General features: G+C 71.0%; 25 protein-coding genes and 2 tRNA genes. 13 read left to right on the forward strand and 14 right to left on the reverse strand.

What is annotated here, in order from left to right:
* Positions 1-47 precede the first annotated feature (47 nt).
* Positions 48-120, forward strand: a tRNA-Asn gene (locus KLO01_RS14870).
* A gap of 228 nt (positions 121-348) precedes the next feature.
* Positions 349-1,587 (forward strand): PP2C family protein-serine/threonine phosphatase, encoded by a 1,239-nt coding sequence (locus tag KLO01_RS14875; RefSeq protein WP_222611991.1) that lies wholly within the window; start codon positions 349-351, stop codon positions 1,585-1,587.
* 96 nt (positions 1,588-1,683) lie between these two features.
* On the opposite strand, the gene KLO01_RS14880 is transcribed toward KLO01_RS14875, so the two are convergent.
* The 4 genes from KLO01_RS14880 to KLO01_RS14895 all read right to left on the reverse strand — a co-directional run bounded on the left by KLO01_RS14880 (position 1,684) and on the right by KLO01_RS14895 (position 4,973).
* The gene (locus tag KLO01_RS14880) at positions 1,684-2,562 is read right to left on the reverse strand and encodes an amino acid ABC transporter permease (RefSeq protein WP_147066521.1); all 879 of its coding nucleotides are present in this window, start codon (positions 2,560-2,562) and stop codon (positions 1,684-1,686) included.
* The gene (locus tag KLO01_RS14885; protein ID WP_147066523.1) at positions 2,559-3,224 is read right to left on the reverse strand and encodes an amino acid ABC transporter permease; all 666 of its coding nucleotides are present in this window, start codon (positions 3,222-3,224) and stop codon (positions 2,559-2,561) included. The genes KLO01_RS14880 and KLO01_RS14885 overlap by 4 nt, the downstream gene beginning before the upstream one ends.
* Positions 3,225-3,343: 119 nt before the next feature.
* Complete coding sequence (locus KLO01_RS14890; RefSeq protein WP_147066525.1) at positions 3,344-4,204, reverse strand: glutamate ABC transporter substrate-binding protein; 861 nt, start codon at positions 4,202-4,204, stop codon at positions 3,344-3,346.
* A 28-nt stretch (positions 4,205-4,232) separates the two neighbouring features.
* Positions 4,233-4,973 carry an amino acid ABC transporter ATP-binding protein gene (locus KLO01_RS14895; protein WP_147066527.1) on the reverse strand — a complete coding sequence of 247 codons (741 nt, stop codon included), beginning with the start codon at positions 4,971-4,973 and terminating at the stop codon, positions 4,233-4,235.
* Positions 4,974-5,110: 137 nt separating this feature from the next.
* On the opposite strand from KLO01_RS14895, the gene KLO01_RS14900 reads away from it, so the two are divergent.
* Positions 5,111-5,184 (forward strand) — tRNA-Ile (locus tag KLO01_RS14900).
* A 293-nt stretch (positions 5,185-5,477) separates the two neighbouring features.
* Positions 5,478-5,993, forward strand: a complete 516-nt coding sequence (locus KLO01_RS14905) for a DUF3145 domain-containing protein (protein WP_147066529.1) — start codon at positions 5,478-5,480, stop codon at positions 5,991-5,993.
* A gap of 187 nt (positions 5,994-6,180) precedes the next feature.
* On the opposite strand, the gene KLO01_RS14910 is transcribed toward KLO01_RS14905, so the two are convergent.
* The 8 genes from KLO01_RS14910 to argG all read right to left on the reverse strand — a co-directional run bounded on the left by KLO01_RS14910 (position 6,181) and on the right by argG (position 14,622).
* Positions 6,181-7,629 carry an acyl-CoA carboxylase subunit beta gene (locus KLO01_RS14910; RefSeq protein WP_147066531.1) on the reverse strand — a complete coding sequence of 483 codons (1,449 nt, stop codon included), beginning with the start codon at positions 7,627-7,629 and terminating at the stop codon, positions 6,181-6,183.
* Positions 7,629-8,873 (reverse strand): beta-ketoacyl-ACP synthase II, encoded by a 1,245-nt coding sequence (fabF, locus tag KLO01_RS14915; protein ID WP_147066546.1) that lies wholly within the window; start codon positions 8,871-8,873, stop codon positions 7,629-7,631. The genes KLO01_RS14910 and fabF overlap by 1 nt, the downstream gene beginning before the upstream one ends.
* 66 nt (positions 8,874-8,939) lie before the next feature.
* Positions 8,940-9,188, reverse strand: coding sequence for an acyl carrier protein (locus KLO01_RS14920; RefSeq protein ID WP_035901591.1), 249 nt, complete (start codon positions 9,186-9,188; stop codon positions 8,940-8,942).
* A gap of 100 nt (positions 9,189-9,288) precedes the next feature.
* Complete coding sequence (locus tag KLO01_RS14925; RefSeq protein ID WP_147066548.1) at positions 9,289-10,290, reverse strand: beta-ketoacyl-ACP synthase III; 1,002 nt, start codon at positions 10,288-10,290, stop codon at positions 9,289-9,291.
* 5 nt (positions 10,291-10,295) lie between these two features.
* Positions 10,296-11,474: an acyltransferase domain-containing protein gene (locus KLO01_RS14930; RefSeq protein WP_147066573.1), complete on the reverse strand. Its 1,179-nt coding sequence runs from the start codon at positions 11,472-11,474 to the stop codon at positions 10,296-10,298.
* Positions 11,475-11,552: 78 nt separating this feature from the next.
* Positions 11,553-12,758 carry a PucR family transcriptional regulator gene (locus tag KLO01_RS14935; protein ID WP_307725678.1) on the reverse strand — a complete coding sequence of 402 codons (1,206 nt, stop codon included), beginning with the start codon at positions 12,756-12,758 and terminating at the stop codon, positions 11,553-11,555.
* Between the two features lie 80 nt (positions 12,759-12,838).
* Entirely contained in the window at positions 12,839-13,126 is a 288-nt protein-coding gene (locus KLO01_RS14940; protein WP_246136243.1) for a hypothetical protein, read from the reverse strand.
* A 68-nt stretch (positions 13,127-13,194) separates the two neighbouring features.
* On the reverse strand, positions 13,195-14,622 hold the full coding sequence (argG, locus tag KLO01_RS14945) for an argininosuccinate synthase (protein ID WP_147066576.1): 1,428 nt from the start codon (positions 14,620-14,622) through the stop codon (positions 13,195-13,197).
* 133 nt (positions 14,623-14,755) lie between these two features.
* Between argG and KLO01_RS14950 the strand changes: the two genes are divergently transcribed.
* From KLO01_RS14950 to KLO01_RS14970, 5 genes are all read left to right on the forward strand, one after another.
* Positions 14,756-15,886 carry a glycerophosphodiester phosphodiesterase gene (locus KLO01_RS14950; RefSeq protein ID WP_147066578.1) on the forward strand — a complete coding sequence of 377 codons (1,131 nt, stop codon included), beginning with the start codon at positions 14,756-14,758 and terminating at the stop codon, positions 15,884-15,886.
* A 69-nt stretch (positions 15,887-15,955) separates the two neighbouring features.
* Positions 15,956-16,888 carry an ABC transporter ATP-binding protein gene (locus tag KLO01_RS14955; protein ID WP_147066581.1) on the forward strand — a complete coding sequence of 311 codons (933 nt, stop codon included), beginning with the start codon at positions 15,956-15,958 and terminating at the stop codon, positions 16,886-16,888.
* The gene (locus KLO01_RS14960; protein WP_246136244.1) at positions 16,885-17,745 is read left to right on the forward strand and encodes an ABC transporter permease; all 861 of its coding nucleotides are present in this window, start codon (positions 16,885-16,887) and stop codon (positions 17,743-17,745) included. The genes KLO01_RS14955 and KLO01_RS14960 overlap by 4 nt, the downstream gene beginning before the upstream one ends.
* 2 nt (positions 17,746-17,747) lie before the next feature.
* Positions 17,748-18,839: a sensor histidine kinase gene (locus KLO01_RS14965; protein WP_147066583.1), complete on the forward strand. Its 1,092-nt coding sequence runs from the start codon at positions 17,748-17,750 to the stop codon at positions 18,837-18,839.
* Positions 18,836-19,441 (forward strand): response regulator transcription factor, encoded by a 606-nt coding sequence (locus KLO01_RS14970; RefSeq protein WP_147066585.1) that lies wholly within the window; start codon positions 18,836-18,838, stop codon positions 19,439-19,441. The genes KLO01_RS14965 and KLO01_RS14970 overlap by 4 nt, the downstream gene beginning before the upstream one ends.
* Before the next feature lie 20 nt (positions 19,442-19,461).
* Here KLO01_RS14970 and KLO01_RS14975 read toward each other — a convergent pair whose 3' ends face one another.
* Together KLO01_RS14975 and aceE are read right to left on the reverse strand one after the other, a co-directional pair.
* The gene (locus KLO01_RS14975) at positions 19,462-19,965 is read right to left on the reverse strand and encodes a hypothetical protein (RefSeq protein ID WP_147066587.1); all 504 of its coding nucleotides are present in this window, start codon (positions 19,963-19,965) and stop codon (positions 19,462-19,464) included.
* Positions 19,966-20,102: 137 nt separating this feature from the next.
* Positions 20,103-22,868 carry a pyruvate dehydrogenase (acetyl-transferring), homodimeric type gene (gene aceE / locus KLO01_RS14980; RefSeq protein ID WP_147066589.1) on the reverse strand — a complete coding sequence of 922 codons (2,766 nt, stop codon included), beginning with the start codon at positions 22,866-22,868 and terminating at the stop codon, positions 20,103-20,105.
* Between the two features lie 105 nt (positions 22,869-22,973).
* On the opposite strand from aceE, the gene KLO01_RS14985 reads away from it, so the two are divergent.
* From KLO01_RS14985 to KLO01_RS15000, 4 genes are read left to right on the forward strand one after another with little or no spacing between them, the layout of a single operon-like run.
* The gene (locus KLO01_RS14985) at positions 22,974-23,477 is read left to right on the forward strand and encodes a PH domain-containing protein (protein ID WP_147066591.1); all 504 of its coding nucleotides are present in this window, start codon (positions 22,974-22,976) and stop codon (positions 23,475-23,477) included.
* The gene (locus KLO01_RS14990; RefSeq protein ID WP_147066594.1) at positions 23,474-25,180 is read left to right on the forward strand and encodes a PH domain-containing protein; all 1,707 of its coding nucleotides are present in this window, start codon (positions 23,474-23,476) and stop codon (positions 25,178-25,180) included. Before KLO01_RS14985 ends, KLO01_RS14990 begins: the two co-directional genes overlap by 4 nt.
* Before the next feature lie 6 nt (positions 25,181-25,186).
* Positions 25,187-25,657, forward strand: coding sequence for a DUF3052 domain-containing protein (locus KLO01_RS14995; protein WP_147066596.1), 471 nt, complete (start codon positions 25,187-25,189; stop codon positions 25,655-25,657).
* 25 nt (positions 25,658-25,682) lie between these two features.
* Positions 25,683-26,159: a peroxiredoxin gene (locus KLO01_RS15000; protein WP_147066598.1), complete on the forward strand. Its 477-nt coding sequence runs from the start codon at positions 25,683-25,685 to the stop codon at positions 26,157-26,159.
* Positions 26,160-26,170: the final 11 nt, after the last annotated feature.

A 26,170-nucleotide genomic window follows, 5' to 3' on the forward strand; every position in this document is an offset into this window, starting at 1 on the left:
CGCCCGCGGCACGCCACGTGCGTCAGTCATCACTGACCGACCTGCGTTCCCCTGTAGCTCAATTGGCAGAGCAGCCGACTGTTAATCGGCAGGTTGTTGGTTCGAGTCCAACCGGGGGAGCAACCGGATGTCGTCCGACGTCCGCGACAGCCGGAGCCACGACCTGTGGGTCCGGCTCTCGCGTTTTCGAGCCCCCACCTGCGGCGATGCCCCAGCACCTCGTCCTGCGCGTCGTGGCCCTCGAGGGCGTGCAGTGGCCTGCGGCTGACCTATGCTGCCGGAGTGTTTGATGAGATGTACTCGGGAAGGTTGGAGCGCTTGCTCGATGCGGCGGAGGCGGCTTCCCCGGTGGAGGCACTCGAGACGGTGACGCGCGAGCTCGGCCGGGCGTTCGGTGCGACGGAGGTGTCCTTCCTCATCGCCGACCTGTCCGGGCGCGCCCTGGTCCGCCTCACGCACGTGCCCCTCGCGGACTCGGTGTTGGCCCGCGTGACCGCATCCGGCGAGCGCGGCGAGGCCCGGGAGCGCGCCACGGTCCTGCCCTTCGACGGCGGGCCGACCGAGCAGGCCGTCCGGACGCAGACCGTCCAGGTCGTCCCGCCCGAGGGCGCTGGAGGTGAGACGGCGGGAGCCTGGACCCTCCTCGCGCCCATCACCGAACGCGGCGAGGTCATCGGCGTGCTCGAGATGCTGCTGCGCGAGGAGCCGGGCGCTGACACGAAGGAGCGCATCGCCCAGATGGCGCACTTCCTCGCGTTCGTCGTCATCGCCAACCGGCGGCACACCGACCTCTTCGAGTGGGGGCAGCGCAGCCGTCCGTCCAGCCTGTCCGCCGAGATCCAGCAGCGGCTGCTCCCCGCGTCCCGCACGTGCGAGGCCGGTGCGTTCACGCTCTCGGCGTGGCTCGAGCCGGCCAGCGACATCGCCGGCGACACCTTCGACTACAGCCTGGCCCGCGACCACCTCCACCTCTCGGTGACCGACGCGATGGGTCACGGTGTCGCGGCCGCGCTCACCGCGACCCTCTGTGTGGGCGGGCTCCGTGGTGCGCGGCGTCGTGGCGCCTCGCTCCTCGAGCAGGCCGCCTCGACCAACGCCTCGCTGGTCGCGCACGCCATCGACAAGACGCTCGACGACTACGTCACCGGCATCGTCGGACGCCTCGACCTCAACACCGGCGTCCTCGAGCTCGTCAACGCCGGCCACGTCCCGCCCTATCTCGCCCGCGGTGACGAGGTGCGGTCGCTCGACCTGCCCGCGGACCTGCCCTTCGGGCTGTTCACCGAGACGTCCTACCGCGCCACGAGCCTCACGCTCGAGCCGGGTGACCGCCTGGTCTTCGTCACCGACGGCATGCTCGAGCGCAGCGCGGCCGGGCTCGACCTGGCCGGCGTCATCGCACGCACTCGCGACCTGCACCCCCGTGAGGCCGCGCGCTACCTCGCCGACAGCATCCTCGACGAGACCGGTGAGGACCTGCGCGACGACGCGACCATCCTGCTCGTGGACTGGTACGGCGAGCACGGGCAGGTTCGCACGACCGTCTCCGGAGCGGATCCCGCCCGAGCCAGCGCCCGACTGGTCTAGGTATACGAGACAACGACGAAGGGCCCGGATCCGTGACGGATCCGGGCCCTTCGTCGTCGCTGCTCGGCGGACTGTCGCCGCTCTGCGTCGGCGGCGTCAGTCGGCGGCGGCCGCGCCGGGCAGGGGAGCAGGGGTGGCGTGCGCCCCGCCTGCCGTCTTGCCACGGCGGTTGAGCCGCTTCTCGACCGTGACAGCCAGCCGGGAGAGCAGGTAGTTCATCGTGATGAACAGGATGGCGGCGACGATGTAGGCCGGCACCGTGTTGGTGAAAGCCGACCCGAGCGTCTTGGACCACGTGAGCAGCTCGGTGTAGGTGATGGCCGTCCCCAGTGCCGAGTCCTTGAGGATCGTCACGAACTGGCCGATGAGCGCCGGCAGCATGGCCGTGAGGGCCTGCGGGAGCTGGATCGAGCGCAGCACCTGTCCAGTCGTGAGGCCGACGGAGAGCCCGGCCTCGCCCTGTCCCTTGGGCAGGGAGTAGACACCCGAGCGGACGAGCTCGGCGATGACCGCACCGTTGTAGAGGGTGAGGGCCGTGACCACGGCGGCGAGGGGGTTGATGTCGTTGGCGAAGACGCCGTTGCGGGTGTAGACGCCGAACGCGAAGATCATCATGATCAGCACGGGGACGGCGCGGAAGAACTCGACGACGACGCCGCAGATCCACCTCACCGGACGGATCGTCGAGAGCCGGCCCACACCGAACAGCAACCCGAACACGCCCGCGAAGACGATCGAGATGAGCGCGGCCTTGATGGTGCCCCAGAGGCCCTTGAGGAGGTAGTCGCGCCAGACCGACCGGTCGGTGAGGAACGGCTCCCACATGTAGCCCTGGAGCTGGTTGGCCTCCTGCATCTTGCGGACGACGAAGTACAGCGCCACGAGGGCGATGACTGCACCCACGGCCGCGAGGATCGCGTGCCGACGGCGCGCCCTGGGTCCCGGTGCGTCGAAGAGGACGGACTGCGCGCTCATCGCTTCACCGCCAGTCGACGGGACATGCTCGTGAAGAGCAGCCCGAGGGGCAGGGTGAGGATGACGAAGCCGATGGCGAAGATGAGGAACACGCTGAACCGGCTTCCCTCGTTCTCGATGATCGTCGACATGAGGTTGGCGGCCTCCCCGGCGCCGATGACCTGCGCCACGGTGCTGTTCTTGATGAGCGCGATGATCGTGGACCCGATGGGGGCGACCGAGCCGCGGAAGGCCTGCGGCAGCAGGACATGCTGCATGCTCTGCCCGAAGGTCAGGCCGATCGCGCGCGCCGCCTCGGCCTGGCCCGCCGGCACGGTGTTGACGCCGGAGCGCAGCGCCTCGCAGATGAAGGCGCCGTGGTAGACCGACAGCATCACGACGGCCCAGCGGAAGACGTTGCTGCTGACGTCGGTGGTGTTCAGCTGGATCCCGAGGATGAAGCTCAGCCCGAGGATGCTGAAGACCATGAGCAGCGTGAGCGGGGTGTTGCGGAACGTGTTGACGTACCAGGTGCCGATCCACTGGAAGACCCGCACCGGGGAGAGTCGCAGGATCGCGACGATGGTGCCGAGGAGCATGGCGCCGACCGTCCCGAGGATCGACAGCTGGATGGTGCCCCAGAAGGCAGCCAGCACGTCGTAGTTGCTCAGGATCTCACCCATGCAGGGGACCTTTCCTTGCTGTCGTCGTCGTTCGCGGGCTCAGGTATGCCGTCCGCCCGGGTGAGCGGACGGCATACCCGAGACGCCGTGGAGCCGGTCAGATGCCGGTCAGGTGCCGGTCAGGAGCAGGCGTCGGGCTTCGGCGGGTTGACCGCCGTGTCGACCTTGAACCCGGCCGGGCCGAGGTTCGCGTCGACGGCCTTCTGCCAGTCGCCCGAGCTGACCATCTTGGTGAGGGCGGTGTTGATCTTCTCGCAGAGGGCGGTGTCGCCCTTCTTGATGCCGACGCCGTAGCGCTCCTCGGAGAAGGTCTTGCCGACGACCTTGAGCTTGCCCTTGTACTGGTCCTGCGAGGCGTAGCCGGCGAGGATCGTGTTGTCCGTCGTCAGGGCGTCGACGCCCTTGGAGACGAGGGCCGCGACGCACTCGGAGTATGTGCCGAACTCCTGGAGCTGGACGCCGGGGTACTTGTCCTTGACCTTCTGGGCCGAGGTGGAGCCGGTCACCGAGCAGAGCTTCTTGCCCGTGAGCGTCTCGGGGCCGGTGATCGAGCTGTCGTCACCGCGGACGAGGAGGTCCTGGCCGGCGACGAAGTACGGGCCGGCGAAGGAGACGGTCTCCTTGCGCTTGTCGGTGATCGAGTAGGTCGCGAAGATCATGTCGACCTGGCCGGTCGAGATCAGGGTCTCGCGCTGCGCGGAGGGGGCCTGGACCCACGTGATGTCGCCCTCGCCGCTACCGAGCTCCTTGGCGACGTACTTGGCGACGTCGACGTCGAGACCGGCGTAGTCGTTGCCCTTCTTGAGGCCGAGACCGGGCTGGTCGAACTTGATGCCGATCTTCACGGCCTTGCCGGTGCTGCCGCCGCTGGCGTCGCCACCGGAGCCGGAGCCGCTGTCGTTGGCGCTGTCACCGCAGCCGGCGAGGCCGAGGGTGAGTGCCGAGGCGGCGAGAACCACGCAGAGCTGACGAACCTTCATGTGTTTTCCTCCTGCTTGGGTGCTGACATCAGTGGGTGAGGATCTTGCCGAGGAAGTCCTTGGCCCGGTCGCTCTTGGGGTGGGTGAAGAACTCCTCGGGGGTGTTCTCCTCGACGATCTGTCCGTCGGCCATGAAGACGACGCGGTTGGCGGCCTTGCGGGCGAAGCCCATCTCGTGGGTGACGACGATCATCGTCATCCCCTCCTTGGCGAGACCGACCATGACGTCGAGAACCTCGTTGATCATCTCGGGGTCGAGCGCCGAGGTCGGCTCGTCGAAGAGCATGACCTTGGGGTCCATCGCCAGGGAGCGGGCGATCGCGACGCGCTGCTGCTGGCCACCGGAGAGCTGGGCGGGGAACTTCTGCGCCTGCTGGGCGACACCGACCCGCTCGAGCAGCTCCATGCCGCGCTTCTCGGCATCGGCCTTCTTCTGCTTACGGACCTTGATCGGGCCCAGCGTGACGTTGTCGAGGATCGTCTTGTGCGCGAAGAGGTTGAACGACTGGAAGACCATGCCGACGTCGGCGCGCAGCTGCGCGAGGGCCTTGCCCTCCTCGGGCAGCGCCTTGCCGTCGATGGTGATGGTGCCGGACTCGACCGTCTCGAGACGGTTGATCGCACGGCACAGGGTCGACTTGCCGGAGCCGGACGGGCCGATGACGACGACGACCTCTCCCTTGCCGATCTCCAGGTTGATGTCGCGCAGGACGTGGAGGTCGCCGAAGTGCTTCTGGACGTCCTTGAGGACGACGAGGGGCTCAGTCATGTGCGGCAACCTACCGCCATGTGCCGGTCACGACGGTGCACTGGCCCGATGCGACACCGATTCGCAACGTCCTCCGGCGCACCACGACGCGGTATGCCGGGTGCCCACCACCCGCAGGTAGGCTCGGCTCCGCTTCAGGGGCGGTAGCTCAGTCGGTCAGAGCAGCGGACTCATAATCCGTCGGTCCTCGGTTCAAGCCCGAGTCGCCCCACTGACCCGAGACCGCCGAGGTCGAGGTAGCACGACATGCCGCGCGACTGCCCCCGCCACGGCGTGTCGTGCTCTCTTGACTTGGGGGAGAAGTGACCGGGGTGTCCCCGTGGTGTTCGTGGTGCTTGTGCGGCATGATGTGGCACACGGTTCACGAGTTCGCTCGTGAGGCGACAAACAGCGGCGCGGAGTGCGCCCTCAGAGCCAGCTGGCCGGCATACATCATCTGCCGCCTCCGAAGACTGCGTGCGACGGCGTTGGGGAAGACGTCCCTTGCACACCAAGGAGGCCAGGATGTCTGTCGCAACGCGACGTGTGTCGACCCGGGGAGTGGTGTTCATCCACTCGGCCCCGGCAGCGCTGTGCCCGCACATCACCTGGGCGCTCGAGTCCGCGACGGGCTTGCGCGTCACCATCGACTGGACCCCGCAGCCTGCCGCGCCCGGTCTCAAGCGCGGTGAGTTCTCGTGGATCGGTGAGCAGGGCACCGGTGCGCGCATCGCCTCGACGCTGCGCGGCTGGCAGGGCGTGCGCTACGAGGTGACCGAGGACCCGAGCGCCGGCTGTGACGGCTCGCGCTGGTCGCACACCCCGAGCCTGGGCATCCACCACACGACGACCTCCGCGAGCGGCGACGCCGTCATCAACGAGGAGCGCCTCAAGGAGATCCTCCTGCTCGCGCAGGGCTCGCCCGACGCGATCGAGGAGATGATCGAGGAGGTCCTCGGCACCGAGTGGGACGCCGAGCTCGAGCCGTTCCGCTACGCCGGCGAGGGCGCACCCGTCCGCTGGCTGCACCAGGTCGGCTGAGGCGCCGCACCACCTGCACGACCCACACACGTCGCGAGGCCCGCTCCGGTACAGGGGGAGCGGGCCTCGTGCTGCTTCGGGGTGGCTGGTGCATGCGGAGGAGACCTTGAGGGTCCGGAGGGACATGTTCCCTCCGGACCCGCAAGGTTCCCGCACGGGGAGCAAAAGCTTGGGCGCGCGGCTCTCGCTACAGCGGGATGTTGCCGTGGTCCCCGCGTCGCTGCGGCGCCTCGGCGATGGCGGTGGCCAGAGCCGAGCGGGTGGCGGTGGGCTCGACGATCTCGTCGACCACGCCGATCTCGACGGCGCGGGCCAGACCGCCCGACATGAGGTCGTGCTCGTCGGCGAGCTGCTGCTCGACGGCCGCGCGCTCGGCGTCGTCGACCTCGGCGAGGCGGCGACGGTGCAGGATCCGGATGGCCGCGACCGAGCCCATCACCGCGACGTGCGCCGTCGGCCAGGCGAAGACCTTGGTGGCGCCGAGCGAGCGCGAGTTCATCGCGATGTAGGCGCCGCCGTAGGTCTTGCGTGTCACGAGCGTCACGCGGGGCACGGTGGCCTCGGCGAACGCGTGCAGCAGCTTGGCGCCGCGGCGCACGACGCCGTCCCACTCCTGGCCCACGCCGGGCAGGTAGCCCGGGACGTCGACGAGGACGATGAGCGGCACGCCGAACGCGTCGCACATGCGCACGAACCGGGCGGCCTTCTCGGCGCTGGGGGAGTCGAGGCAGCCGCCGAGGCGCATCGGGTTGTTGGCGATGACGCCGACGGTGCGACCACCGAAGCGACCGAGCTGGGTGACGATGTTGGGGGCCCACCGGGGGTGCAGCTCGACCGAGTCGGCGTCCTTGTCGAGGACGTTGTCGACGACGGGGTGCACGTCGTAGGCGCGCTTGGCCGACTCGGGGAAGGTCTCCTCGAGGTCGAGGTCCTCGATGCCGGAGACGTCGAGCGTGCCCTGGTCGGCGAGCAGCGAGCACAGCTGACGGCCGCGCTCGTAGGCCTGCTCGGTCGACTCGGTGACGACGTGGACGACACCGCTGCGACGGCCGTGCGGCTCGGGGCCACCGAGCCGGAGCGCGTCGACCGCCTCACCGGTGACCGAGCGGACGACGTCGGGTCCGGTGACGAAGATGCGACCGTCGGGCGCGAGGATGACGATGTCGGTGAGGGCCGGGCCGTAGGCCGCGCCACCGGCGGCGGCGCCGATGACGACCGAGATCTGCGGGATCTTGCCCGACGCGCGGGTCATGATCGCGAAGACCTCACCGACGGCGTGCAGGCTCACGACGCCCTCGGGCAGGCGTGCGCCCCCCGAGTGCCAGATGCCGACGACCGGTATGCCGTCCGCCAGCGCCCGCTCGTAGGCCGCGAGGACGACCTTGCAGCCGGCGACGCCCATGGCGCCACCCATGATCGTGGCGTCGGAGCAGAAGGCGGCCACGGGCGTGCCCTGGCAGGTGCCGACGGCGGCGAGCATGCCGGAGTCGTCCTCGGGCGTGATGAGCTCGAGCGAGCCCTCGTCGAAGAACTCGGCCAGCCGCAGCCGCGGGTTGCGCGGGTCGGTGGCGCGGTCGGGCTTGGGCTTGGTGGCGGCGGACGCGGTGGCGGACGCCTCGTTCGGCTGGTGTGCCATCAGATGCTCTTCACGGCGAGGGCGACGTTGTGTCCGCCGAACCCGAACGAGTTGTTGAGGGCAGCGATGTCGCCCTGGGGGAGCTTGCGGTGCTCACCGCGCACGACGTCGAGCGAGATCTCGGGGTCGAGGTTCTCGATGTTGATCGTGGCCGGGGCGATCCGGTGGTGCACGGAGAGAATCGTGAAGAGCGCCTCGAGGGCGCCGGCGGCGCCGAGCAGGTGGCCGGTCATCGACTTGGTGCCGCTGACGCACATGCCGTCGGTGGCGTCGCCGAACGCGCGCCGGATTGCGTTGGCCTCGGCGACATCGCCCACGGGGGTCGACGTGGCGTGGGCGTTGATGTGCACGATGTCCGCGGGGGTGAGGCCGGCGCGCTGCACGGCCTCGCGCATGGCACGGGAGGCCCCGGCGCCCTCGGGCTCGGGGGCGGTGATGTGGTGGGCGTCCGACGACATGCCCGCGGGTGCCAGCTCGGCGTAGATCCGCGCTCCGCGGGCCCGGGCGTGCTCCTCGGACTCGAGGACGATGACCGCCGCGCCCTCACCCATGACGAAGCCGTCGCGGGCGGTGTCGTAGGGCCGGGAGGCGTGGGCCGGGTCGTCGTTGCGCGTCGAGAGGGCCTGCATCTGGGCGAAGCCGGCGAAGGGCAGTGGATGGATCGCTGCCTCGGTGCCACCGGCGATGACGATGTCGGCGCGGCCCGAGAGGATCTGGTCGACGGCCAGGCCCATGGACTCGGCGCCGGAGGCACAGGCCGACACCGCGGTGTGCGCCCCTGCCCGCGCGCCGAGGGCGAGCGAGACGTTGCCGCTGCTCGTGTTGGGCATGAGCATCGGGACGGCGAGCGGGAAGACTCGGCGCACGCCCTTCTCACGCAGGTTGTCCCACTGGGTCAGGAGCGTGTGGACGCCGCCGATGCCGGTGCCGATCGCGACCATGAAGCGTTCGGGGTCGACCTCGGGGCTGCCGGCGTCGGCCCAGGCCTCGCGCGACGCGACCATGGCGTACTGCGCGCTGGGGTCCATCCGGCGGCACTCGACCTTGGTGAGGACCTCTTCGGGCGAGGTGTGGATCGTGGCGGCGAAGGTGACGGGGAGCTCGTACTTCTCGACCCAGTCCTCGGTCATGGGACGGGCGCCGGGGGTGCCGGCGAGGATCGCGTCCCAGGTGTCGGTGATCGTCCCACCGAGCGGGGTGGTGGCTCCGAGTCCGGTGACGACGACGCGACGTTCGGTGCTCATGTTCGGTGACTCCTTGGCGTGGGACGGTCCCGGTGCCGCCCCAGGACATGGGGCGGCACCGACGGATCAGCTCTGGTTGGACTGGATGAACGAGACGGCGTCGCCGACGGTGCGGAGGTTCTTGACCTCGTCGTCGGGGATGCGCACGCCGAACTTCTCCTCGGCGTTGACGACGATCGTCATCATCGACAGCGAGTCGATGTCGAGGTCGTCGGTGAACGCCTTGTCGCTCTGGACGGTCTCGGGGTCGAGGCCGGTCTCTTCGTTGACGATCTCTGCGAGACCCGCGAGGATCTCCTGCTCGCTCTGAGCCATGTCGTGCTCCTTCATGGTTCGGGTCCGCCGGATGCGGACGCCCTGGGGTGGGGTGGTGCTGTCGTGCATGGTCCGTGGTGACCCGTGGACCGCGGGAGTTCTAGGGCAGGGTGATGACCTGCGCGGCATACGACAGGCCGGCACCGAAGCCGATCTGGAGGGCGAGGCCGCCGCGCGGGGCAGCGCCCTCGCGCAGCATGCGCTCGGTCGCGAGCGGCACCGAGGCGGCCGAGGTGTTGGCGGAGTCGACGATGTCGCGCGCGACGGCGACGTGGTCGGGCATCTTGAGCTGCTTGCACATGGCGTCGATGATGCGGACGTTGGCCTGGTGCGGGATGAAGGCGTCGAGCTGGTCGACGGTCACCCCGGCGACCTCGAGGGCGCGCTGGGCGACGGGTGCCATGCTCCAGACGGCCCAGCGGAAGACCCGCTGGCCCTGCATGCCGATCGTGGGCCAGTCGAGCTTCTGCTCGTGGACGTCGATCCAGCTCTCGTTCTGGGCGATGACGTCCCACTTGTCGCCCTCGGACCCCCACACGGTCGGGCCGATGCCCGCGGTGTCGGAAGCGGTGACGATCGCGGCGCCCGCGCCGTCACCGAAGATGAAGGCGGTGCCGCGGTCGGTCCGGCTCGTGAAGTCCGACAGGCGCTCGACCCCGACGACCGCGACGTTGCGGGCGCTGCCGCCACGCACCATGTCGCTGGCGAGCGAGATGCCGTGGCAGTAGCCGGCGCACGCGGCCGAGATGTCGAAGGCGGCGGGCTTGCCCATGCCCATCCGGTCCGCGAGGGCCGGGGCGGCGGCGGGCGTCTGGTAGGGGTGGGTCACCGTGGCGAGGATGACCGCGTCGACCTCGCCGGCCTCGATGCCGGCCATCGCCAGGGCGTCCCGGGTCGCGAACTCGGACATGTCGATGACGCTCTCGCCGTCACCGGCGAAGTGCCGGGTCTTGATGCCGGAGCGCTCTTGGATCCACTCGTCGGAGGAGTCGATCGCCTCGACGAGCTCGGAGTTGGGGACGACACGGCGCGGGCGGTAGGCGCCGATGCCGGAGATGCGCGCGTGGGCGGCGCCGCTCGGCGGGGTGATGAGTCCGGTCATCCGACTCAGCCTTCCTGGGGGTGCAGACGGAGGACGGGCTGGCCGGGGGAGACCGGGTCGCCGTCCTCGACGAGCCACTCGACGACCCGCCCGCCGTGTGGCGCGACGACCTCGTAGGTGTCGCGCAGGGTGCCGACCGTGGCCACGACGCTGCCGGCCTCGACCGCGGTGCCGACCTCGCTGTGGGTGAACGAGACCATGCCCTTGGCGGGGCTGATGACGAGGCGCCACGTCGGGTCCTGGGCGGCCCCGGTGGACTTGCCGTGCTCCTTGACCATCCGGTGGGCCTGCTCGAGGTCGTCGGGGGACTTGAGCGCAAGGATCTCGACGTCCTTGAGGACGCGCTTGGCGAGTCCGGACAGCGTCCCGGCCGGCGGGACCTCGATGATCCCCGTGACGCCGAGCTCCTTGAAGGTCTGCATGGTGAGGTCCCAGCGGACCGGGTTGCTCACCTGGCTCACGAGGCGGCCGAGCACCTCGCGACCGCTGTGCACCACGGCACCGTCGCGGTTGGACACGAGGGGCACGCGCGCGTCGTGCGTCGACATCGCCTTGGCGTAGCCGGACAGGACGTCGACCGCGGGTGCCATGTGCTCGGTGTGGAACGCTCCCGCGACCTTGAGCGGGATGACGCGCGCCTTGGCCGGCGGCTCGGCGGTGAGGGCCGCGAGCTGCTCCAGGGTGCCGGCGGCGACGACCTGGCCGGCGCCGTTGATGTTGGCGGGGGTGAGGCCGTGGCGGGTCAGCGTCGCGGTGACGTCGTCGGGGTCGCCGCCCATGACGGCGCTCATCCCGGTCGGCTGGACGGCACTGGCCTGCGCCATGGCCCGGCCGCGCTCGCGGACGAAGACCATGGCCTGCTCGGCGGAGATCACGCCACCGGCAGCGGCGGCGGTGATCTCACCGACGGAGTGACCGGCGCCGGCGCCGACGAGGCGGAAGCCGTCGGCCGGGTGCTCGAACAGCGCGAGCATCGAGACGAGGCCGGAGGCGACGATGAGGGGCTGCGCGACGGCGGTGTCCTTGATCGTCTCCTCGTCGGACTCGGTCCCGTGCTTGACGAGGTCCATGCCCGCGACGGCGGAGAGCCAGCCGAGACGTTCGCGCACGCCGGGGATGGCGAGCCAGGGGGTGAGGAAGCCGGGGGTCTGGGAGCCCTGTCCAGGGCAGACGATCACGAGCACCCCTTCAGCGTGTCGGTCGGGCCCCCATCCCGGCGCAGCCGGCGGCGACGATTCTCGGCGCCGAGTTCTGTAGGGTTCCTACAACTCGCGGCGGGCTGGTCGCGCGGTCCGCTGGGAGGGCCCGGGGGCTACCCGTCCGTAGGCCAGGGCCAGCCTCACGGTCTGCGCGTCGTGCGGGTCGGTGAGGTCGTAGCCGATGGTGTCGGCGATCTTGCCCAGGCGGTAGCGCACCGTGTTGGTGTGGACGAAGAGCTCACGGGCCGTGCCCTCGAGCCCGAGCCCGCCGTCGAGGTAGGCCGCCGCGGTCTCGAGCAGGTTGCCGCCGCCGCTGGCAGACAGGGGCGCATAGACGCGCGACACGAGCGAGGCCCGCGCGGGCAGGTCGCCGAGCAGCGCGCGCTCGGCGAGGAGGTCGTCGCTGCTCACCGGTCGCGGGGCCTTGGGCCAGGCGTGGGCGGCCGTGTGGCCCGACAGGGCGGCACGCGCGCTGCGCCCTGCGGCATACAGGTGCGGGACGACGGGACCGACGACGATCGGGCCGTCCCCGAAATGGTCGCCGAGGTGCGACGCGGTGACGAGCGGGTCCGAGACCTGCCCCACGATGCAGACGACGCGGCGACCGTGGATCGCGACGAGGACCTCGACGCCGAACCGCTTCGCGGAGCGGTGGAGCTGGTCCACCACCTGTGCTGCGCCCGTGCTCGGGGTCGACCCGACGATGACGCACACGTCGCTCGTCGTGCCCCAGCCGAGCGCGGAGGCGCGCGACTGCATCGAGTCGTCGGCCTCGCCACGGATCACGGCGTCGACGACGAGGGCCTCGAGACGGGCGTCCCACGCGCCTCGCGCCTCGGCGGCGTGCGCGTAGACCTCGGCGGCGGAGAACGCGATCTCGCGGCTGTAGAGGAGCACGGCCTCACGGACCTTGACCTCGTCGCCGCGCGCGGCCAGTCCCATCGACTCGCGCTCGACGACGTCGACGACGGTCCTCACGAGGTCGAGCGTCTGGCCGAGGCTGATCGAGCGGGTCAGCTCACGCGGCGCGGTCCCGAACACGTCGGCCGTCACGTGCGCCTGGTCCTGGCTGCCGGTGAACCACTCGATGAACGAGCGGATGCCTGCCTGGGCGACGAGCCCCACCCACGAGCGCTCCTTCGGCGGCAGGGCGCGGTACCACCCGTGGGAGCCCTCCATCTGCTGCACCGCCGCGGCGCCGAGCTCGCCGGCAGCGCGCTCGACGCGGCGTCGCGTGGCCGCGGACGGGCGGCTTCTCGAGGTGGGCACCTCCGGAGTCTATTTGTATGCCGTGCACAATCCGCATCCCGTGTCCACCGGTGTCGCGCATCGTGAGACGCGGGTCCGGGTCAGGCCTGCCAGCCGAGGAGGGACTCGCCGAGCGTCATCGCCAGCCACCACACCGCGGCGGCGACGAACGGCATCGCGAGGATCGGCCACGGCCACCGGGTGAACCAGCGGATCGCCGTGGTGAGGAGGGCCAGCCAGAACGCGAGCAGCAGCACGACCGCCCACAGTGGCGCCGCCAGCCCGGCGGCGACGTAGAAGGGGAGCACGGCGAAGAGGCCGAGCACGCCGAGGGTCGCGACCACCCTGTCGAGGATCCGCCGTCCGTCCACCGTTGCTCCCGTCACCACGACCGATTGCCCTTCCGGGACATCCTCGCTGGCGCTCGGTGTCCCGGAAGGGCAATCGGTCGAATGCGTCAGTCGGTGCCGAACTCCATGGCCGCCCGGTCGAGGGCGTCGTCGACGGGGCCGTCGGAGCCGGGGTTGTCGGTGATCCGGTCGTACCCGCCGGCGGGCAGGTCGCCGAAGAGCGTGCCGTTCTCGACGAGCAGCTGGCCCTGGTCGACGGGCTGCTCGGCGTAGAGCTCGAGCTTGGCGCGGCTGTCGGCGATGTCGAGGTTGCGCATCGTCAGCTGGCCGATCCGGTCGAGCGGGCCGAAGGCGGCGTTCTCGACGCGCTCCATCGACAGCTTGTCGGGGTGGTAGCTGAAGTTCTCGCCCCGGGTGTCGACGATCGAGTAGTCGTCGCCGCGCCGCAGCCGTAGGGTGACCTCGCCGGTGACGACGGAGGCGATCCACCGCTGGATGGCCTCGCGCAGCATGAGCGACTGCGGGTCGAGCCACCGGCCCTCGTAGAGGAGGCGGCCGAGCCGGCGGCCCTCGTTGTGGTAGTTCGCGACGGTGTCCTCGTTGTGGACGGCGTTGATGAGCCGCTCGTAGGCGATGTGCAGCAGCGCCATGCCCGGCGCCTCGTAGATGCCGCGCGACTTCGCCTCGATGATCCGGTTCTCGATCTGGTCGGACATGCCCAGGCCGTGACGCCCACCGATGGTGTTGGCGAGGTCGACGAGCGCGACGGGGGAGAGCTCCTCGCCGTTGATCGCGACCGGCCGGCCCTGGACGAACCGGACGGTGACGTCCTCCTGCTCGATGACCACCGACTGGTCCCAGTGCTTGACGCCCATGATCGGCTCGACGATCTCCATCGACTCGTCGAGGTGCTCGAGGGTCTTGGCCTCGTGGGTGGCGCCCCAGATGTTCGCGTCGGTCGAGTACGCCTTCTCGGCGCTCGAGCGGTAGGGGAGATCGCGCTCGGTGAGCCACTCGCTCATCTCGTGCCGACCGCCGAGCTCACCGACGAACGCCGGGTCGAGCCACGGCTTGTAGATGCGCAGGCTCGGGTTGGCGAGCAGCCCGTAGCGGTAGAACCGCTCGATGTCGTTGCCCTTGAAGGTCGAGCCATCGCCCCAGATCGAGACGTCGTCGGCCTGCATGGCGCGCACGAGCAGGGTGCCGGTGACAGCGCGGCCCAGGGGAGTGGTGTTGAAGTACGTCCTGCCACCGCTGCGGATGTGGAAGGCGCCGCACGCCAGCGCGGACAGCCCCTCCTCGACGAGGGCGCTGCGGCAGTCGACGAGGCGCGCGATCTCGGCGCCGTACTGGCCGGCGCGGTCGGGGACCGTGTCGATCTCGGGCTCGTCGTACTGGCCGAGGTCGGCGGTGTAGGTGCAGGGCACCGCCCCTCGCTCGCGCATCCAGGCGACGGCGACGGAGGTGTCGAGACCTCCGGAGAAGGCGATGCCGACGCGCTCGCCGACGGGCAGGGAAGTGAGTACCTTGGACACGTTGCAAGACTATACAGTCGAACGCATAACCACAAATGCGGCCGTATGCCGGTCCCTCCCCGCCGCGTGCCCGTCACCTGGCGTCCACGTCCTCGACAGGCGAGACGCCCGGCGCCGCCCTACGTTGGTCGGCATGAGACGACCTCTTCTCTCCGCCCTGCTCGCCGCCGGTGTGGCCCTGACGACCGTGGCCGCCACCGCTCCTGCGGGGGCCGACGCGCCACCGAGCTCGCAGGGACGCGCCCAGTTCACCGAGCCGCTCGTGCACGCCCACCGCGGCGCCTCCGGCTATCGGCCCGAGCACACCCTCGCGGCCTACCGGCTGGCCGTCCAGCAGGGCGCCGACTACATCGAGCCCGACCTCGTCATGACGAGGGACGGTGTCCTCGTCGACCGGCACGAGCCGGAGATCGGCGGCACGACCGATGTCGCGGCCCACCCCGAGTTCGCCGGCCGCAGGGTCACCAAGACGCTCGACGGCAAGGCCACGACCGGCTGGTGGGTCGAGGACTTCACCCTCGCCGAGCTCAAGACGCTGCGGGCCAAGGAGCGCATCCCGGCGACCCGCCCCGAGAGCGCCAGCTTCGACGGCCAGTTCGAGGTGCCGACGCTCGAGGAGGTGCTCGCCCTGCGCGAGGAGCTGAGCGCCCGCACCGGCCGGACGGTCGGCGTCATCCCGGAGATCAAGCACTCGACCTACCTCCACGACGCGGGCCTCGACCCCGAGGTCGCGCTCATGGCGGCCCTGACGAAGCACGGGCTCAACCGGCCCAACGCCGCCCTGTGGGTGCAGAGCTTCGAGCTCACGCCGCTCGTCCGACTCGACAACGAGCTCGGCTACAAGGCCAACCTCGTCTTCCTCGTGAGCGCGAGCGGTCGGCCCTACGATCTCGAGGCGCAGGGCGACTCGCGCACCTACACCGACCTGCTCACCCCGACGAGCCTCAAGGCGCTGAGCAAGGACCTCGACGGTCTCGGTGTCGACAAGAGCCGGGTCATCCCGCGCCGCAGCGACGGCACCCTCGGGACGCCGACCACGCTCGTCGCCGACGCCCACCGGGCCAAGCTCGACGTCACGCCGTGGACCTTCCGCGCCGAGAACCAGTTCCTCCCCGTCGACTACCGCATCGGCACGAACCCGGCGGCGCACGGGCGGATGGCCGACGAGGTGACCCGTTTCTTCGAGGCCGGCGTCGACGGTGTGTTCTGCGACCAGCCCGACATCTGCGTCGCCGCGCGGGCGGAGTTCCTCGCCGCCCCCTGACAGATGTCATGGCGAGGTCGTGTCTCCCGGCACTGTCGGGCAGACGGGTGTCGCGACGAACCTTGAGGCATGACCAGAGCTGACACGCCCGCCGTCGAGATCACGGCACTCACGAAGTCCTTCCCGAGCCGCGCCGGGACCGTCCAGGCGGTGCGCGGCATCGACCTCACCGTCGCCCGCGGTGAGGTCGTCGCCGTCCTCGGCCCGAACGGCGCCGGCAAGACCACCACCCTCGACGTCGTCCTCGGGCTGACCGCACCGACCTCCGGCGAGGTCCGCGTGCTCGGGAGGTCGCCGCGCGAGGCTGTCCGTACCGGCCGCGTCTCGGCGGTCCTGCAGACGGGCGGGCTCCTGCGCGACCTCACCGTCCGCGAGACGGTCGAGCTCATCGCGAGCACGTATGCCGTCCACGCACCGGTCGAGGACGTCGTGCGTCGCGCGAACCTCACCGGGGTGTCGTCGCGCAAGGTCTCGAAGTGCTCCGGCGGCGAGCAGCAGCGGCTCCGGTTCGCCCTCGCGCTCCTGCCCGACCCCGAGCTGCTCATCCTCGACGAACCCACGGCCGGGATGGACGTCTCGGCGCGACGGGCCTTCTGGGACGCGATGCACGCAGAGGCCGCGGCCGGCCGCACCGTCCTCTTCGCGACGCACTACCTCGAGGAGGCCGACAGCTTCGCGAGCCGCATCGTGCTCGTCGCCGACGGCCGGGTCGCCGCCGACGGACCCACCGACGTCATCCGGGGCCAGGCCCTGGGTCGCACCGTCGCGGCCCGCCTCGACCTCGACGCGGTCGACACGGCCGCCACCGCGCTGCGCTCCCTGGTGTCCGTGCGCGAGGTCCGGGTCGACCACGACCGCCTCACCGTGACGACGTCGGACTCCGACGCCGTGGCGCGTGTCCTGCTCACCGAGCTCGGCGCCCGCGACCTCGAGGTGACGACTGGTTCGCTGGAAGCCGCCTTCGTCGCCCTCACCTCCGCCCCCGAAGGAGCAGCAGCATGACCACCACCACGAGCACCTCACCCGACCGCGTCGGCGACGACGACCCCACCTCCACCCCGGACCTCGGCACCACGGGCGGCGAGCCGCGCACGCGAGGGGAGCGGACGGCATACGTGCGTCTCGAGCTGCGCCGCACGCTGCGCGACCTCGTGACGATGTTCTTCGTCGTGGGGCTGCCGGCGTTCATGTACGTCCTCTTCGGGGCGAGCGCCGGCTACTCGCAGGAGAGCGCGGGCAACGGCAACGTCGCGCTCTACGTCATGATCTCGATGGCGGCCTACGGCGCCGTCACCGCGACCGTCGGCATCGGCGGCATGGCCGCCGTCGAGCGGATGCAGGGCTGGGGACGCCAGCTCGGGCTCACCCCGCTGGGGGACGGGACCTACGTCGCGACCAAGGCCGTCGTCGCGCTCGTCGTCGCGACCCTGCCGATCCTCGTCGTCTACGTCCTGGGGGTCCTCACGGGGGCCGAGGGCACGGCGGTGGCCTGGCTGGGCAGCGCGGCGGTCCTCGTCGTGGGCGCGGTGATGTTCGCGCTCTACGGCCTGATCTTCGGGCTCGCGTTCCGGTCGGAGGCGGCCGTGACGGCGGCGTCGGGCTCGCTCGTCGTCCTCGGCTTCCTCGGCAACATCTTCTTCCCGCTCAGCGGCTTCCTGCTCGACGTCGCGCGGTTCACGCCGCTCTACGGCTACGTGTCGCTGGCGCGCTACCCGCTGACCGAGGGCTACGTCATCGACACCGAGGGCGGGCTGGTCCGCGAGGCGCTGTGGATGTCGGTGGCTAACGTTGCCGTGTGGACGACGATCTTCGCAGTGCTCGCGACGTGGCTGGTGCGACGAAGCCGCGGCCGGCAGTAGCCGTGCCCGCCCCGGCGGAGGCGTCGCTGCAGACCCACCCCTGGCAGCGCTGGGGGTGGGTCATGGGCGGGGTGTGGCTCGTCTTCCTCGCCTTCCCGGTCGCCGGGGTCGTCGACAGCGGCGAGAGCCGGCCCCGCGTCGTCGCGGGGGTCGCCCTCTTCGTCTTGTTCGCCGCGGTCTACATCCACGGGTTCCGGACGATGGCGCGGTCCGCCTCGGACGCCGAGGTGGTGCGCAGCGGCGTGACGCACCTCGTGGCACTGGTCCTCATCTGCGTCGTCATCCACCTGCTCGTCGGACCCGCGTCGGTCGGCGGGGGTCCCTACCTCGTCGCGCTCGCGATGTTCGTCCTGCCGATGTGGGCCGCCGTCTCCCTCACCGCGGCCGTGGTGCTCACGACCGTGGTGGTCACGGCGTTCTCGGACGCCCTCACCGACACGTGGTACCTCCCGGGCATCGTGCTGCTCGTCGCCGTGGTCACGGGCGTCGTGCGGGCCATCGAGCGGCGCAGCATCCTGCACGACGAGCTCGCCGCCGAGCTCACCGTCTCGGCCGAGCGCGACCGGCTGGCCCGTGACGTCCACGACGTCATCGGCCACACCCTGACCGCGATGAGCCTCAAGGCCGACGTCGCGGAGCGCCTCGTCGTCACGGACCCGGAGCGCGCACGCCGTGAGATCGCCGAGGTCGGCGTGCTCAGCAGGCAGGCGCTCGCCGAGGTGCGCGCCGCGGTCGGTGGGATCCGCTCGGCGCGGCTCGACGACGAGATCGCCTCTGCCGAAAGGGTGCTCGCCTCCGCAGGTATCGCCGCCGACATGCCGACCGACCTCACGGTCGTCGACCCTCGCCACCGGGTCGTCCTCGCCTGGGTGCTCCGGGAGGCGGTCACCAACGTCGTCCGCCACAGCGAGGCCTCCGTATGCCGTGTCGCCCTCGGCCCGTCGTCCCTCACCGTCGAGGACGACGGGCGCGGTCCGTCGGGGCTGCGCGAGGGCAACGGGCTGCGCGGGGTGCGTGAGCGGGTGGATGCCGCCGGGGGAGTGCTCCGCGTGCTCGACGCCTCGCCCGGGACCCGGCTCGTGGTGACGCTGTGATCCGCGTGCTCGTCGCCGACGACCAGGCCCTCGTGCGGGGAGCCATCGTCACCCTGCTCGGCCTCGAGCCCGACCTCGACGTCGTCGCCGAGGCGGGGCGTGGTGACGAGGTGCTCGACCTGCTCACCGCGCACGACGTCGACGTCGCGCTCGTCGACGTCGAGATGCCCGGGCTCGACGGGATCGAGGTCTGCCGGGCGATGACCGCGGCCGGACTGCCGACCCGGGCGCTCGTCGTGACGACGTTCGGGCGACCCGGGTTCGTGCGCCGGGCACTCGAGGCCGGCGCCGCGGGGTTCGTCGTCAAGGACACCCCGGCCTCGGAGCTCGCGGACGCGGTGCGCCGGGTCCACGCCGGTGAACGCGTCGTCGACGGCGCCCTGGCCGCGGAGTCCCTCATCGAAGGCGCCAACCCGCTCACCGCCCGTGAGCAGGACGTCCTGCGGGCGGCGCTCAGCGGGGCCCCGATCGCGGTCGTGGCGAGGTCGGTGCACCTGTCCGAGGGCACCGTGCGCAACCACCTGTCGTCGGCGATGGCCAAGACGCACACCTCGACCCGGGCGGAGGCCGCGAACCATGCCCGTGACCGCGGCTGGCTCTGACCCGGCGCCGACGGCTCCGGTCAGCAGCGCATCCCCGACACGGCGAGCCAGGTGCCGTCCTCGAGGTGCGCCAGCTCCAGCGAGGTCGCGCCGGCACGCGCGGTGACCGACTCCCTCGACCCCGGCGCCGGTGTCGAGAGGGTCCACTGCTCCGCCGGGGTGGGCGAGTAGTCGCGGTTCGCATGCAGGTACGCCGCGACCGCCCCCGTGGGGGTGCCGGCCCCGGAGGCATCCGGCGTGAGCGAGATGGCCCACCCGGCGCAGGCCGCTCCCGGGCCTCCGTTGGGCGCCGGGCTGTCGAGAGCAGGAGTGCCGAGGGGCGAGGGCGGGGTGCGGGCGCCAGAGGGCGAAGGGGCCATGGAAGAGGGGGTCGGAGGAGCCGCGGTCGTCGGCGTGCCCGTCCCCGTGCCTGCACCGGGTGCGGCCTCGGGTGCCCGGGTCGTCCCGCACCCGCCGAGCACGGCCACCACCAGACCGAGGACGGCCGCGGTCGTCGCGGGTCGCAGGCTCCAGCGCGTCTCCATGCCCTTTCGACGCACGGGTCCCTCACCCGGTTCCCTGCCCCCACGGTCCGGGACGGGCGCGCGGAGGCGGAGGCACGGCATACACGGCACTGCGCCCGCCACCCCGGGAGGGTGACGGGCGCAGGAGGGACCTCAGGTCAGCTGTCGCCGCCCTCGTTGCCGCTCGTGCCCGCGCGGACGTCGAGGAGGTCGTACTTCTCGGCGGCCTTGCCCGGCACGTCCGCGGGCACCTCGCCGCGAGCGGCGAGCACCTGGAGCGTGCGGACCGCGAGCGACGGGCCGTCGACGTGGAAGAAGCGTCGCGCCGCGGGACGGGTGTCGGCGAAGCCGAAGCCGTCGGTGCCGAGCGAGTGGAACTCGCCGGGGACCCACTGCGCGATCTGGTCCGGGACCGCCCGCATGTAGTCGGAGGTCGCGAGCACCGGGCCCTCGGCGTCCTTGAGCTTCTGCGCGACGTAGGGGACGCGCTTGTCGTTCTCCGGGTGGAGGAACGCCTCCTCGTCGCAGGAGAGACCGTCGCGGCGCAGCTCGCCCCACGACGTCACGGACCACACGTCCGCGGCCACGCCCCAGTGGTCGGCGAGGAGCCGCTGGGCCTCGAGGGCCCACGGCACACCGACACCGGACGCGAGCAGCTGCGCGCGGGCCGCGGTGTGCGTCCAGCCCGACGTGTCGGCCTTCTCGATGAGGTGCATGCCGCGCAGAATGCCCTCGGCGTCGACGTCCTCGGGCTCGGCCGGCTGGACGTTGGGCTCGTTGTAGACCGTGAGGTAGTAGATGAGGTCCTCGGGCGAGTCGCCGTACATCCGCTGCAGACCCTCGCGCATGATGTGCCCGATCTCGTAGCCGAACGCCGGGTCGTAGGTCACGACCGCAGGGTTGGTCGAGGCGAGCAACGGCGAGTGGCCGTCGGCGTGCTGGGTGCCCTCACCGGTGAGCGTCGTGCGCCCGGCGGTGGCTCCGATGAGGAAGCCCCGCGCCATCTGGTCGGCGGCCGCCCAGATGGAGTCGCCGGTGCGCTGGAACCCGAACATCGAGTAGAAGATGTAGATCGGGATCATCGGCTCGCCGTGCGTCGAGTAGCTCGTCGCCGCCGCGGTGAAGGCCGCGACGGAGCCCGCCTCGTTGATGCCGAGGTGCAGGATCTGGCCCTGCTCGGACTCGCGGTAGCTCAGCATGAGGTCGTGGTCGACCGGCGTGTAGTTCTGCCCGTGCGGGTTGTAGATCTTGAGCGTCGGGAAGAAGCTGTCCATGCCGAAGGTGCGCGCCTCGTCGGGGATGATCGGCACGATGCGCTTGCCGAACTCCTTGTCGCGCATGAGGTCCTTGAGCAGGCGGACGAAGGCCATCGTCGTGGCGATCGTCTGCTTGCCGGAGCCCTTCTTGACCTGCTTGTAGGCGTCGTCACCGGGCAGCGAGAGCTGGGTGTACTTGCTGCGTCGCTCGGGGATCTGCCCACCGAGGGCACGACGGCGCTCGAGCATGTACTGGAGCGTCGGGTCGTTCTCGCCGGGGTGGAAGTACGGCGGCTGGTAGGGGTTCTCCTCGATCTGCGCGTCCGTGATCGGCAGGCGCAGGACGTCGCGGTAGCCCTTGAGGTCGTCGACCGTCATCTTCTTCATCTGGTGCGTCGCGTTGCGACCCGCGAAGCCCTTGCCCAGCGAGTAGCCCTTGATGGTGTGGGCGAGGATGACCGTCGGCTGGCCGGTGTGGTTGACCGCGGCCTGGTAGCCGGCGAACACCTTGCGGTAGTCGTGGCCACCGCGCTGGAGGTCGTGCCAGATCTGGTCGTCGGTGAGCCCCTCGACCATCTTGCGGGTGCGGGGGTCGCGACCGAAGAAGTGCTCGCGGACGTAGGCGCCGTCGTTGGCGCGGAACGTCTGGTAGTCACCGTCGGTCGTGGTGTTCATGATGTGCCGCAGGGCGTGGTCGCGGTCGGCCGCGAGCAGCGGGTCCCACCCGCGGCCCCAGATGACCTTGACGACGTTCCAGCCGGCGCCGCGGAAGAACGCCTCGAGCTCCTGGATGATCTTGCCGTTGCCGCGCACCGGGCCGTCGAGCCGCTGCAGGTTGCAGTTGACGACGAAGGTGAGGTTGTCGAGCTCCTCGGTGGCCGCCAGCTGGAGCAGACCGCGCGACTCCGGCTCGTCCATCTCGCCGTCGCCGAGGAAGGCCCACACGCGCTGGTCGGTCGTGTCCTTGATGCCGCGGTTGTGGAGGTACTTGTTGAACTGCGCCTGGTAGATCGCGTTCATCGGGCCGATGCCCATCGACACCGTCGGGAACTGCCAGTAGTCCGGCATCATCCGCGGGTGGGGGTAGGACGACAGCGCCCGGATCTTGCCGTCGACGAGGTGGCTCTTCTCCTGGCGGAACCCGTCGAGGTCGGTCTCGCCGAGGTGACCCTCGAGGAAGCTGCGGGCGTACATGCCGGGGGAGGCGTGGCCCTGGAAGAAGATCTGGTCACCACCGCCGGGGTGGTCCTGACCGCGCCAGAAGTGGTTGAAGCCGACCTCGTAGAGGGTGGCGGCCGAGGCGTAGGTGGAGATGTGGCCGCCGACGCCGACGCCCGGACGCTGGGCCCGGTGCACCATGACCGCGGCGTTCCAGCGGATCCAGCGGCGGTACTGGCGCTCGACCTCCTCGTCGCCGGGGAACCAGGGCTCCTGCTCCTGGTCGATGCTGTTGACGTAGTCGGTCGCCGTGAGCGACGGGACGCCGATGGCGTTCTCACGTGCCCGCTCGAGCAACCGCAGCATGAGGTAGCGGGCGCGCTGCCGGCCCCCCTCGTCGATCACCTGGTCGAGCGAGTCCAACCACTCCGAGGTCTCCTCGGGGTCGATGTCGGTGAGGCTGCTCGGGAGGCCATTGAGGATCGGTCCGGCTTCCTCGCGAAACGTCACGACGGTGTCCCTTCTTCTTGCGGATTCGACCAAGAGGTGGTCGCGACCATCCTGTCACTGGGGAGTGGCAGCCGTCACACTCGGGTCTGCTGGCAGGCTGTGGCCATGACAACCGAGCTCGACCCGGGCGCCGTCACCCTCCGCGGTGGCGAGCTGCCGTGGCGCCCCGTGAGCCCCGCCCTGCGCACCGTCCGCCTCATCACGCTGTTCGCGTGGCTCGTGCCGTTCGTCGTGGCCTTCGCCGTGCCCGCCGTGCTCGTCTCCGCGTGGTTCTGGATCGGCTCCGTCGTCCTCGTCGCGGTGCTCGGGTGGGGAGTCTGGCTCATCGGCCGCCAGGTCTCGGCGATCACGTGGATCGAGCTGCCCGACGAGATCGTCATCCGCAAGGGTCGCCTCTTCCGGTCGCTGGTGAGCATCCCCTACGGCCGGCTCCAGTACATCGACGTCGAGTCGGGTCCGCTCATGCGGTCGCGGGGGATCGCGTCGTGTGAGTTCCACACCGCCTCACCGGAGAGCGGCGGAACGCTTCCCGGACTGCCGCTGGACGAGGCCGAGGCCCTGCGGGGCCGCCTGGCCGCCCGTGGCGAAGCCCAGCGAGCGGGCCTGTGACAGAGCCGGATCCGTCCATCTCCAGCGTCGAGGGACGCGCGGCGCACGACCTCGGGCTGCACGAGTGGCAGCACCTCCACCCGTTGTCCCCCATCGTGCGCGGCGGTGTCGTCGGCATCGCGGTGATCGGGTATGCCGGGTCGCAGCTCGTCGACGACGTCTTCCGTGGGATCGGTGGGGGAGACGGCGGCGACGACCCGTCGGAGGGCGGCCTGCGTGACGGGCTGGGGTTCCTCTTCGACCACTCGCTCGTCACGAGCGCCGTCGTCCTGCTCGCGCTCCTCGTCGTCGGTCTCGTCGGCTGGCTCTCGTGGCGCTTCTCGAAGTTCCGCGTGACGGGCGGGCAGATCGAGCTGCGCAAGGGCTGGCTCTTCCGTGAGCACCGCCAGGTCCCGCTCGAGCGCGTCCAGGCCATCGAGATCAGCCGCCCGCTCATCGCCCAGCTCACCGGCCTTTCGCAGGTCATCGTCCAGTCCGCCGGCGGTGGCGACTCGCACCTCAAGCTCGCCTTCCTCAGCGCCCGACGGGCCGACGAGGTGCGGCGCGAGCTGCTCGCCCTTGCCGGTCGGCGTGACGAGGCGCGACCCGGTCGCGTCGCGGTCCCGGGCGTGGATCTCGAAACCGGCGTCACGCCAGACGGCCGGCCCACGGGCGTCGGCGTCGGGGCGACCGGTGGCACCACGGCGCTCCTCGACCCCGACGAGGGTCGCGAGGTGCTGCGGGTCCCCAACTCGCGCCTCTTCGTCGCGACGATCCTCCACGGCGGCACGATCTTCCTCGGCGCGGTGGCGCTCGTGGCCGGGAGCCTCGCGCTCGCGGCATACGGCTCGTCGCTCGAGGTCCTGACGGGAGTCGCGATCGCGCTCCCGGCCCTCGGACCGCTCGCGTTCGGCATCGCCGTCAACCGTGTCGGCGAGCTGCTCAAGCACGGCAACTTCCGCCTCGCCGACACCGGCTCGTCCGCGCGGATCCAGCACGGTCTCACCGACAAGCGGACGACGACCGTCCCGCTGCACCGCATCCAGGCGTTCGGCATGGTCCAGCCGCTGTGGTGGCGTCCGCTCGGGTGGTGGCGGGTCAGCGTCAACGTGGCCGGCATCGGCCACGACCCGACGGGCGACGACGGTGACAACGACACGACCGTCCTGCCCGTCGGCACGCTCGACCAGGCGCTCGACGTCCTCGCCCTGCTCGACCCCGCGATCTCCGAGGACGACCTGCGCCGGGCGGCGCTGGGCGAGGGGCGCGAGGGTGGGTGGACGCTCGTGTCGGAGCGGGCCAGGTCGCTCGACCGGCTGAGCTGGCGGCGCAGCGGCTTCGCCGTGTCCCCGCACTCGCTCATGGTGCGCAGCGGACGCCTGTGGCGGCGCGTCTCGGTCATGCCCCACGCCCGGGTCCAGTCGCTCACCCTGTCGCAGGGCCCGCTCGAGCGCCAGCTCGACCTCGCGACCGTCACCCTCGTCTCCACCCCCGGCCCGGTCTCGGTGTCGATCCAGCACCTCGGGACCGACACCGCGCAGGACCTCCTGCGCGACGAGACCTCACGGTCCCGGGAGGCACGCCAGCCCGTGGGAGCAGCGGCCGCCCGCGGCACCGACGACACCCAGCACACTCAGCACACCCGGGAAATCTCCGGAACCGCTTGCATGAGCGAGGACCTTCCTAGTCAACTAGAGCTCCCACCGCCGTCCGAGGAGAGGTAGCCCACCGTGAACACCCCTGCAGCACCTGCCGCCGGAACCGGGTCAGCAGACCCGGCGTCCGCCGACCCCGGGTCCCTCGACTCGGGCACCGTCGGGCGCCTCGGCTTCGTCGCGGAGCAGATCGTGCAGGAGTTCGGGTGGGACGCCGACGTCGACGACGACTTCCGGTTCGCCGTCGAGGACGTCATCGGCTCCGACCTCGAGGACGAGGACTACACCGGCGAGACCGACGCGGCGCTGCTCTGGTGGCGCTCCGGCGACGGTGACCTCACCGACGCGCTCGTGGACCTCGTCGGCGTGCTGCAGGAGGGCGGGTTCGCGGTCGTCCTCACCCCCAAGGACCGTGATGGGGGAGCCGTCGACCCCGCCGAGATCGACGAGGCCGCGGGCACGGCCGGGCTCCACACCGCCGGGGCCTTCCACGCCTCGCCGCGCTGGCGCGCCTCCAAGCTCGTCGCACCCAAGGGACGGCGCTGACCCGCACTGCGGCAGACTGGAGGGCATGACGAACGACGTCCTGACCGGTCTCTCCGTGGGGGAGCGAGCTCCCCTGTTCACCTTGCGTGACCAGAACGGCGCGGACGTCTCGCTCTCGGACCACCTGGGCCGGCGCCACGTCCTGCTCGTCTTCTACCCGTGGGCCTTCTCGGGCATCTGCACCGGAGAGCTCACCGAGATCCGCGACAACCTCGGAGCCTTCGTCACGGAGGACGTCCAGGTGCTGACGATCTCGTGCGACGCGATGTTCTCGCTGCGCGCCTACGCCGACCGCGACGCCTACTTCTTCCCGCTGCTGTCCGACTTCTGGCCCCACGGCGAGGTCGCCCGGGCCTACGGCGTCTTCGACGAGAAGGCCGGTGTCGCCCGGCGCGGCACGTTCCTCGTCGACCCCGACGGCATCATCCGGTGGTCGCTCGTGAGCGGCATCGGCGAGCGCCGCGACTTCAGCGGCTACCACGACGCACTCGCCCGGGCCTGACCCGGTCCTGA

This window comes from Knoellia locipacati, from assembly GCF_007992835.1.
Taxonomy (GTDB): domain Bacteria; phylum Actinomycetota; class Actinomycetes; order Actinomycetales; family Dermatophilaceae; genus Knoellia; species Knoellia locipacati.

What these genes read in the sequence shown, in the direction of transcription:
- KLO01_RS14880 (WP_147066521.1), bottom strand. Translation starts at nt 2,562, where the DNA reads ATGAGCGCGCAGTCCGTCCTCTTCGACGCACCGGGACCCAGGGCGCGC.
- KLO01_RS14885 (WP_147066523.1), bottom strand. Translation starts at nt 3,224, where the DNA reads ATGGGTGAGATCCTGAGCAACTACGACGTGCTGGCTGCCTTCTGGGGC.
- KLO01_RS14890 (WP_147066525.1), bottom strand. Translation starts at nt 4,204, where the DNA reads ATGAAGGTTCGTCAGCTCTGCGTGGTTCTCGCCGCCTCGGCACTCACC.
- KLO01_RS14895 (WP_147066527.1), bottom strand. Translation starts at nt 4,973, where the DNA reads ATGACTGAGCCCCTCGTCGTCCTCAAGGACGTCCAGAAGCACTTCGGC.
- KLO01_RS14905 (WP_147066529.1), top strand. Translation starts at nt 5,478, where the DNA reads ATGTCTGTCGCAACGCGACGTGTGTCGACCCGGGGAGTGGTGTTCATC.
- KLO01_RS14910 (WP_147066531.1), bottom strand. Translation starts at nt 7,629, where the DNA reads ATGGCACACCAGCCGAACGAGGCGTCCGCCACCGCGTCCGCCGCCACC.
- fabF (WP_147066546.1), bottom strand. Translation starts at nt 8,873, where the DNA reads ATGAGCACCGAACGTCGCGTCGTCGTCACCGGACTCGGAGCCACCACC.
- KLO01_RS14920 (WP_035901591.1), bottom strand. Translation starts at nt 9,188, where the DNA reads ATGGCTCAGAGCGAGCAGGAGATCCTCGCGGGTCTCGCAGAGATCGTC.
- KLO01_RS14925 (WP_147066548.1), bottom strand. Translation starts at nt 10,290, where the DNA reads ATGACCGGACTCATCACCCCGCCGAGCGGCGCCGCCCACGCGCGCATC.
- KLO01_RS14950 (WP_147066578.1), top strand. Translation starts at nt 14,756, where the DNA reads ATGAGACGACCTCTTCTCTCCGCCCTGCTCGCCGCCGGTGTGGCCCTG.
- KLO01_RS14955 (WP_147066581.1), top strand. Translation starts at nt 15,956, where the DNA reads ATGACCAGAGCTGACACGCCCGCCGTCGAGATCACGGCACTCACGAAG.
- KLO01_RS14960 (WP_246136244.1), top strand. Translation starts at nt 16,885, where the DNA reads ATGACCACCACCACGAGCACCTCACCCGACCGCGTCGGCGACGACGAC.
- KLO01_RS14975 (WP_147066587.1), bottom strand. Translation starts at nt 19,965, where the DNA reads ATGGAGACGCGCTGGAGCCTGCGACCCGCGACGACCGCGGCCGTCCTC.
- KLO01_RS14985 (WP_147066591.1), top strand. Translation starts at nt 22,974, where the DNA reads ATGACAACCGAGCTCGACCCGGGCGCCGTCACCCTCCGCGGTGGCGAG.
- KLO01_RS15000 (WP_147066598.1), top strand. Translation starts at nt 25,683, where the DNA reads ATGACGAACGACGTCCTGACCGGTCTCTCCGTGGGGGAGCGAGCTCCC.